Below are 7,569 nucleotides of genomic sequence, written 5' to 3' on the forward strand. Positions count from 1 at the left end.
TCGCCAGAATACGGATGTGGCCCAGGCTCTGGAGGAGCAGATTCGCAGTAATATGCTGTCGTTCCGCGGCGGCGAGGCCGAGCCGCTGGAGGATGGCCATGTGGACGAGCCACCACCAGAGGCCCTTGAGGAGATCTGAGCCTCTCCTTGCTCTCGGCTCTGAGCTGAGCTGAGCGAAGCAGGCAGACAGACAGAGAGGTGAAGCGGCCAGGAGCTGCCAAGCCCAGCGGACGCGGTCAGCCTGGCTACAGGAGTTGCTTTACGATCGGCGGCGCGCAGCTCGCTCAAGCCGCCCGACTACTGCGCTGGCTTCGCCGACTCTGCTCCCACTAGTTAGCTCGCTGGCTCTTTGCTGGATCTAGCGCGGGCGGTGAAGGTGGTCGGGCCGCCCGCTTTTTGTTGCTCTTTGCTAGCCCCAGGCGGCTCGGCCCGATCCCCATCTACTCGCTCGCCGCCTGCTCCTCTGTTGGTCGCTAGGCCTCTTCCGCTTGACTGGCTCTCTCTCGCGCTGGCTGGCTGGCTCGCACTCTTTCGCCCGCCAGTCAGGCAAGTCCGTCCGAACGTTCCTACGATAAGGAGGCTCTATGGGACAGGTTCGCTTCGACTTTAGCGGTGAGGTGGTACTGATTACTGGTGGTTCCCGTGGCCTTGGCCTGGAGATCGCCGAGGCCTTCGGCCAGGCCGGCGCAAGCGTGATCATTACTGCCCGGCGCGAGCAGTGGCTCGCGGAGGCGGAGCGCCATTTGAAGGAACAGGGAATCACTGTCTACGCTCAGCTCTGCAATGTGGCCGATGCGGAGGCGGTTGAGGCCCTGGTGCGCCAAAGCTTGGCGCTCTACGGCAAGATCGATGTCCTGGTGAATAATGCTGGTCAAACCTGGGGCGCGCCCGCCGAGGAAATGCCCCTGGAACGCTGGCGCCAGGTGCTGGAGACCAATGTGACTGGGACCTTTCTGATGTCTCAGACAGTGGGTCGCCATATGCTGGAGCGTCAAAAAGGGTCAATCATTAATGTGGCTTCGATCGCGGGTCTGAGCGGCGAACAGTTGCGAACCGTAGGCTATAACGCTAGCAAGGCCGCTGTGATTAATCTGACGCGCTCACTGGCAGTAGAGTGGAGCGGACGCGGCGTGCGCGTGAACGCTGTGGCTCCGGGCATGTTCCGCACACGGATGACGGAGGCGGTGCTGGAGCGCGCCGAAAGCTATATCGCGAGTACGACCCCTATGGGCCGGATCGGCCAACCGGGCGAGCTGGCGCCAGCCGTGCTCTTTCTGGCCTCGGAGGCCGCTCGTTATATCACCGGCCAGGTGCTGGCCGTCGATGGAGGACGCAGCGCTCAGTGAGCGAGGAGCTGATTCTGCCTACTCTCCGCTGGCTACCCGAAGCTGCTTGCTGGCAGCCATTTCGCGGTCTACAGCCCTGCGCTTGGCCTCCCGAGGTGGAGCCGCAGCGCCTGCCCCGCCCGGCCTATGCAGTCGGCACGCGCGTGTATTTCGAGTACGTCGGTTCTCGCCCCTGGGAGGGCGTCATTCAGTTGATTGAGCTGCCCGGCGGTCACTATCAGCCCTGGGAGGATGTCTTTGCGTTGATCGCTCGCCGCTATTACCGGCCTGAAGCCATTGTCTACCTGATTCAGGCCCGCGGTCATCTGCGCCTGGTGCGCGCTCCGCGCATTGTTGGTCTCTCAACAGGAAGCGAGCTACGCCCTTTGCTGGAACACGGTTACGAAGAGTTCTAGCAGCAAGAGCGTAGCCAAGTTGCGGCTTGACTCCCCACCACGGCAAGAGCTACCGTGAGCGGGCAGCCCGGTCAGAGTAAGAGAGGCTGCCCGCTCGCTGGCCGCTGGATACGCTTCCTTTTGCCGGTGTGTTGGCCTGCTGGTTCGGTTAGCTGTACCTGACTGGCAGGACCAGGTTGGCTCGGCAGCGGCTCTTAGCTCTCCTGCTCACCAAGCAGTCGGCGCACAATGAGAAAGGTGATCAGGGCACTGATGATAGTGACTGCCAGGACCAGGAGGATGGTCAGCCGCTGGTCTTGCTGCTCCTCCTCTGGCTGGTCAACGATCTCGATGGGGCTGCTGCTCGCCTGACCGGTTGTCTGGGTCATAACACTGCTCCCTTCTGCACTGCTTTCTGTCTTGCCTCTGGCCCGGCTAGGGTCTGGCCACCATCGGCAGAGACCTTCTATTACTAAGGCTTGCAGCGCCACTGCCTGGTCTCAGTCGTTAGGGAGAATGATGAGCTTGCCAAATTGCTGGCGCTCCTCCATGAGGCGCTGAGCCTCGGCGATGGCACTCAAAGGATAGGTGCCGTGTACCACCGGCTTGAGTTGACCTCGCGCCACCAGCTTGAGCACCTCGGCCAGGTCGTGCCGCGTGCCCCCATAGGAGCCGATGAGCGCAATCTCCTTAATGAAAAGCAACCATACATTGGTTGGAGCTACATCGCCGCTCGTCGAGCCACAGGTTACCAGGCGCCCCTTGCGAGCCAGGCAAGCGATGTCTTGCTCCCATGTATCTTTACCGATATGATCGACCACGACGTCGACGCCTCGCTTATTGGTTAGGCGCCGGACCTCTTGCACCAGATCGGTGGTGCGGTAATTGATGACTTCGTCAGCTCCCAGGGCACGGGCACGCTCTAATTTCTCGTCAGTGCCGGCAGTGGCAATAACCCGCGCTCCGCAGAGCTTGGCGATCTGGATAGCCGCACTGCCAACACCACTGCCAGCAGCCTGCACAAGCACATCCTGGCCCGGCTGCAATGGCGCCCGCGTGGTGAGCATATGCCAGGCGGTAATCGTTGAGAGGGTCACCGCGGCGGCAGAAACAAAGTCCAGGCCCTCTGGCAAGGGCACAATGCTGGAGGCGGGAACGCGCACATACTCCGCAAAGCCCCCTTGGCTGGCCAGTCCGATGATGTCGCCGTTGAGACAGAGCACCTCCTCACCTGAGCGACAATACTCACAGCGGCCACAGAAGAGGTACGGCGCCACTGCCACCCGCTGACCTACGCTTAGTCCACTGACCGCATCCCCTAGAGCATCTATCTCGCCGGCGATCTCTGAACCACAAATATGTGGCATGGGGGCCACTTTGGTTCTCCCACGGCGCGAGTGCAGATCTAGATGGTTCACACCGCAGGCGCGGACTTTGACGATGACATCCTGGGGACCGGGCACCGGATAGGGCACTTCTTCGATCTGTAGAACCTCCAGGCCACCGGTTTGGTGAAAGACTGCGGCTTTCATGCTGCCTCCCGTTGGCAAGAGATGGGTATCTTCTGCGTATGCAAGCTATGATGTATTGTACCTCATTCTCTTGCTTTCGCCCAGATTGTGCGCATCTGGTAATGCTCGCTCTGCGAGTCTCAACAACGGCTTATCCCGGCTGCCATAGTGAAGCCTCAGCTAGATAACGATTAGCTCAGGCGGAGGATAGCAACAGCAAAAGAGGAGGCGCTACGGCCTCCTCCACTTGCTTCAGGCTCGCGTGCCTGGCAAATTGGCGCGGCTGATCCAGAGCCAGGACCAGGAGTAGACTTGTGCTTAGATGAGCTTCCAGCCCGAGACGGCCAGAACGATGGCCAGGACAGGGTTGAGTACCTGGTCGGGAATGAATTTGCTGAGTTTGCTACCAATGTAGACACCCGGCAACGAGCCGAGGAGGAGTAAACCGACGATACTCCAGTTGATCGCGCCGGAGCTGAGGTAGCCTACCATGCCGGCCAGCAGTAAGAGAAAAGCTTGAAAGATGTCGGTGCCAACCAGCTTCTTGGGTCCCAATTCGGGATAGAGAAAGGCCAGGGTGACGATGATCAGGGTGCCGCTGCCAACCGAGGTGAGGCCTACCAGGAAACCGACAAAGGCTCCCGCGATGATCAGCAACACTCTGCGGTACCAGGATGGGCGGCCTTCTTCTATAACCTTCCCTCTTTGCTGTTCTTCTCCTTCCGCCGCCGCTGCTGCGAGCGCCGCCTTCTTGCGCTCGCGGGCTCTCCGCTCGGCGTAGCGCAACAGGTAGGGCCGCGCGAGTAAGAGAACGGCAACCAGGACCAGCGTGTAGCCAATGGCGTGCAGCAAGATAGTGTTGATGAGATGACCGTAGTGGGCGCGAATATACTGGACGAGAAAAACACTGACCAGGATGGCCGGAACGCTTCCACAGGCAAGCCAGAACGCCGCGCGAAAGTCAATCTGGCGCTGACGCGCATGAATGATGGTGCCAAAGCCTTTGGTAATGGCTGAGTAGGTGACGTCCGAGGTCACAGCCCATAACGGGGGAACACGGAAAAGCAGGATCATGATGGGGGCCAGGAGCGATCCTCCTCCCATGCCCGTGAGTCCGATGAGGAAGCCCACCATCAACCCTGCAAGCGATATACGAAAATCCATCAATGTACCTCCCACACTGGTAACTCGACCAACGCTCAATACCACAGAGATCCTGATTGGTAGTCCGCTCCCGTCAACGCCTGGCCCTGTCCATCAGCCACGCCTGACGCCTCTAGGCCAGAGAGGTTTTGTAGAGTTGTCCCTTTGTCTTCTCGACCGATCAACCTGGTGGCGCATAGCGCCATCGACGGCGCCTCCTCGTAGCAGATCAGGAGCGGCACAGCCAGGGGAAGCAGCGAGAAGAGCGCTAGCGGTAGCAGCGCTTGCCGCCGCTCCGGCAGCGCCAGCGGTGCCTTTCCCCGCCTTCGACGCCGGGCCACGATCAGTAGACCATAGAGCAGCAGGGCAAGATCATTGAGGGCCACCCCGAGAAAGAAGCCACCGCAGCCAGGAGCCAAAGCATCATGCCCTCTCCACGGTAGAGCCGTTCCCTGACCCAGAAGCCAGAGACCAGCCCCAGCGTAGCCACCAGCGGCTAGTCCCAGCTCACCAAGGATGAGCGGAGCGCCGTGGATGGCTATCTCTATCGTCAGAAAGCGCCGCAGCGACGGCAATTTAGCCTTTTTCTCCGCGCTGACTCTCGCTGCTGACATGTCTCCTTCCTCCTCTGTGTAGGTTCAGAGGGCACAGCCGCGCACCGATCGTAGCGTGCCAGTTCTCTGCTCCTTGCGCACGATGCGTCCCCTCTCGTCTCAGAGGTAAGCGCCTTTGCTGCTCCTCTCGCGCATGGCCTCGATCAGAATGCGCGCCACCTCTGGCCGTGTGAATTCGCGTGGTGGCATCTCGCCGGCTCTCAGCATTTGACGCACCTTTGTGCCACTGAGAATGACATGCTGACTGCTATCGTGAGGACAGGTCTTTGCCGAGGCCATGCCCTCGCAGGCTCGACAGTAGAAGGTATGATCAAAGAAGAGCGGCGTGATGCCGAGCTGCTTTGCATCAAACTCAGCAAAGATGTAGTGGGCATCGTAGGTTCCATAGTAATTGCCGACGCCGGCATGGTCACGCCCTACAATAAAGTGGGAACAGCCATAGTTCTTCCGCAGAATGGCATGGAAGACCGCTTCGCGCGGACCAGCATAGCGCATGGCCGCTGGCAATACCCCGAGGATCACTCGATCAGCGGGATAATAGTGCTCGAGCAGCACTTCATAGCAGCGCATGCGGACTGCGGCGGGGATATCATCATCCTTGGTGGCCCCGACCAGGGGATGCAGATAAAGACCATCGACTATCTCCAGGGCGCATTTCTGAATGTACTCATGGGCTCGATGGACAGGATTGCGCGTCTGGAAGCCAACAACGCGGCGCCAGCCGCGCTCTTGGAAGAGGCGCCGCGCTTGCTGCGGCGTGTAGCGATAGGCGGCAAAGGTCTGCTCTGGCAGGGTCAGGACTCGTACGCGACCTCCCAGCAGAACATCGCCCTGCTGGTAGAGGGCTTTGACCCCAGGATGAGCCTCGTCATCAGTGCGATAGACACGCCGCGCTTCCCGCTGCTTGTCATAGCGATACTTCTCTTCGAGGGTCAGCACGGCCTGCAGCACCCCACGCCCATCCACAAGCGCCACTTCGGTGCCCTCTTTGAGGGTAGCCGCCCGGTCCGCATCGACGGCCAGGGTAATGGGAATGGTCCAGGGGAGACCATTGCTGAGGTGCATCTCTTCGACTACACTCTCGTAGTCGGTCTGGGTCATGAAGCCACGCAGAGGACTGTAGGCGCCTACGGCGAGCATCTCCAGGTCGGCTAGCTCGCGTATCCCAACGGGCACCTGCGGCAAATGAGACGCGCGCTCACTTAGCTCCTGCCGCTCGCTCTCATCAACCAGATTGATGACCAGCTCGCCCCCATGAGGGGCAATCAATCCATCCTCAGACATCTGCTGTTCTCTCTCCTTGTACTCACTCAAGGCTGACCGCTCCTTCTACCTCTACCGCCCAGGCCCGGCGCTGTCTTCGTCTCCTTGCTCGTTTGCTGACGGCTCTCACAGTCAGCAGGCCAGACCTGGGCTAGCAGTTAAGGCACGAGGGCCCCTCTCAGGATCAGGAAGCCAGGCTTTCACCCGCCTGCCCAGCCGGGACCGTTTCCTCAGCAAACTCTGGTTCGAGATAGCCTAGCTCGACCAGTTTGGCAAAGATGCGCGCCACGCTCTGCTCCGGCGTCTCGCGATCTGTCTCGATGACCAGCTCAGGCCGCTCGGGTTCCTCGTAAGGATCATCTACCCCTGTGAAGTTTTTGATCTTGCCCTCGTCAACCAGGCGGTAAAGGCCTTTGACATCGCGCGCGCGACATACCTCTAGCGGACATTTGACGTAGACTTCGACGAAGCGTCCGATCTCACGCCGCGCCCATTCACGGGCCTCACGGTAGGGTGAAATGGCCGCCGAAATGCAGATCACACCGTTGCGCGTGAGAAGCTTGCATACAAAAGCAATGCGCTTAATGTTGGTATCACGATCCTCGCGACTAAAGCCCAAGCCTTTGCTCAGATGGGTGCGCACCTCATCGCCGTCCAGAACCTCAACGTTGCGACCCCGAGCTCGTAAGCGCTGCTCGATAGCGCGGGCCAGGGTGCTCTTGCCAGCACCAGACAGCCCGGTAAACCAGAGCGTGAAACCACTATTAGCGTTCGTTGTCATGAACCTCTGCTCTCTCCTTACGCTTCTTCTTGAACTTCTACCCTCTGCTGACAGGGCGCCAGTGGGGGCAGGGCTACAACAGGGCCGGCAGCGCCGAGGAGAGGAGCGCCAACTGCAGCCCGGTGTAGCAGGCAGGTCTAGCAGAGACAGGCGAGATGATCACGATTGATGGCTCGCCATGCTCAGTGACGGTTCTTGTTCGCGGGCGACCTCCTGCAGTGGTAGAGCTTCGTAGAGGCGCCACTCCGGATCAAATTGGATAGCCGTTAGCTCGGTGCCGCCAGTAGTGCCCGAGCGCAGCACGACGCGTGAGGCCTTGCCATCGACCAGCACCCAGGTTTGAGAGCGCGGGTCATAGCTGCAGTCTTGAAGCCAGTCGGTGCCGGCCTCTACCACCGCCTCGATCGTGGCCTTGCTCTGGGGATCAGGCAGCCGGGCCAGCAGGGCCCGCCCCCCAACGGTATCCGCGACAGTAAAATGCTCGCTATCGAGGATGCGCACAGAGTGAGGATGATCCAGCCCCTCAAGTACCGGCCA

9 protein-coding genes are annotated in these 7,569 nt (G+C 60.3%); 2 read left to right on the top strand and 7 right to left on the bottom strand.

Annotation, left to right across the window (positions count from 1 at the left end; all coding sequences use genetic code 11):
* Positions 1 to 584 precede the first annotated feature (584 nt).
* Entirely contained in the window at positions 585 to 1,346 is a 762-nt protein-coding gene (locus IRZ24_RS14135; RefSeq protein ID WP_297165335.1) for a glucose 1-dehydrogenase, read from the top strand.
* On the top strand, positions 1,343 to 1,741 hold the full coding sequence (locus IRZ24_RS14140; RefSeq protein ID WP_297165337.1) for a hypothetical protein: 399 nt from the start codon (positions 1,343 to 1,345) through the stop codon (positions 1,739 to 1,741). Before IRZ24_RS14135 ends, IRZ24_RS14140 begins: the two co-directional genes overlap by 4 nt.
* Positions 1,742 to 1,935: 194 nt before the next feature.
* Here the strand turns inward: IRZ24_RS14140 and IRZ24_RS14145 are convergent, their stop codons facing one another.
* The 7 genes from IRZ24_RS14145 to IRZ24_RS14175 all read right to left on the bottom strand — a co-directional run.
* Positions 1,936 to 2,109 carry a hypothetical protein gene (locus tag IRZ24_RS14145; RefSeq protein WP_297165339.1) on the bottom strand — a complete coding sequence of 58 codons (174 nt, stop codon included), beginning with the start codon at positions 2,107 to 2,109 and terminating at the stop codon, positions 1,936 to 1,938.
* 111 nt (positions 2,110 to 2,220) lie between these two features.
* Positions 2,221 to 3,252 carry a zinc-binding dehydrogenase gene (locus tag IRZ24_RS14150; RefSeq protein ID WP_297165341.1) on the bottom strand — a complete coding sequence of 344 codons (1,032 nt, stop codon included), beginning with the start codon at positions 3,250 to 3,252 and terminating at the stop codon, positions 2,221 to 2,223.
* A 297-nt stretch (positions 3,253 to 3,549) separates the two neighbouring features.
* On the bottom strand, positions 3,550 to 4,395 hold the full coding sequence (locus IRZ24_RS14155) for a sulfite exporter TauE/SafE family protein (RefSeq protein ID WP_297165343.1): 846 nt from the start codon (positions 4,393 to 4,395) through the stop codon (positions 3,550 to 3,552).
* 35 nt (positions 4,396 to 4,430) lie between these two features.
* Positions 4,431 to 4,988 (bottom strand): hypothetical protein, encoded by a 558-nt coding sequence (locus tag IRZ24_RS14160; RefSeq protein WP_297165345.1) that lies wholly within the window; start codon positions 4,986 to 4,988, stop codon positions 4,431 to 4,433.
* Between the two features lie 99 nt (positions 4,989 to 5,087).
* Positions 5,088 to 6,272, bottom strand: a complete 1,185-nt coding sequence (sat, locus tag IRZ24_RS14165; protein ID WP_297165347.1) for a sulfate adenylyltransferase — start codon at positions 6,270 to 6,272, stop codon at positions 5,088 to 5,090.
* A 163-nt stretch (positions 6,273 to 6,435) separates the two neighbouring features.
* On the bottom strand, positions 6,436 to 7,182 hold the full coding sequence (gene cysC, locus IRZ24_RS14170; protein WP_322481164.1) for an adenylyl-sulfate kinase: 747 nt from the start codon (positions 7,180 to 7,182) through the stop codon (positions 6,436 to 6,438).
* A gap of 9 nt (positions 7,183 to 7,191) precedes the next feature.
* On the bottom strand, positions 7,192 to 7,569 hold a 378-nt coding region (locus tag IRZ24_RS14175), incomplete at its 5' end, for a hypothetical protein (RefSeq protein WP_297165349.1).

This window comes from Thermogemmatispora sp., assembly GCF_019683755.1.
GTDB lineage: Bacteria > Chloroflexota > Ktedonobacteria > Ktedonobacterales > Ktedonobacteraceae > Thermogemmatispora.

Coding starts and splice junctions, on each gene's coding strand:
- IRZ24_RS14150 (WP_297165341.1), bottom strand. CDS start 3,252: ATGAAAGCCGCAGTCTTTCACCAAACCGGTGGCCTGGAGGTTCTACAG.
- IRZ24_RS14135 (WP_297165335.1), top strand. CDS start 585: ATGGGACAGGTTCGCTTCGACTTTAGCGGTGAGGTGGTACTGATTACT.
- IRZ24_RS14160 (WP_297165345.1), bottom strand. CDS start 4,988: ATGTCAGCAGCGAGAGTCAGCGCGGAGAAAAAGGCTAAATTGCCGTCG.
- IRZ24_RS14145 (WP_297165339.1), bottom strand. CDS start 2,109: ATGACCCAGACAACCGGTCAGGCGAGCAGCAGCCCCATCGAGATCGTT.
- sat (WP_297165347.1), bottom strand. CDS start 6,272: ATGTCTGAGGATGGATTGATTGCCCCTCATGGGGGCGAGCTGGTCATC.
- IRZ24_RS14155 (WP_297165343.1), bottom strand. CDS start 4,395: ATGGATTTTCGTATATCGCTTGCAGGGTTGATGGTGGGCTTCCTCATC.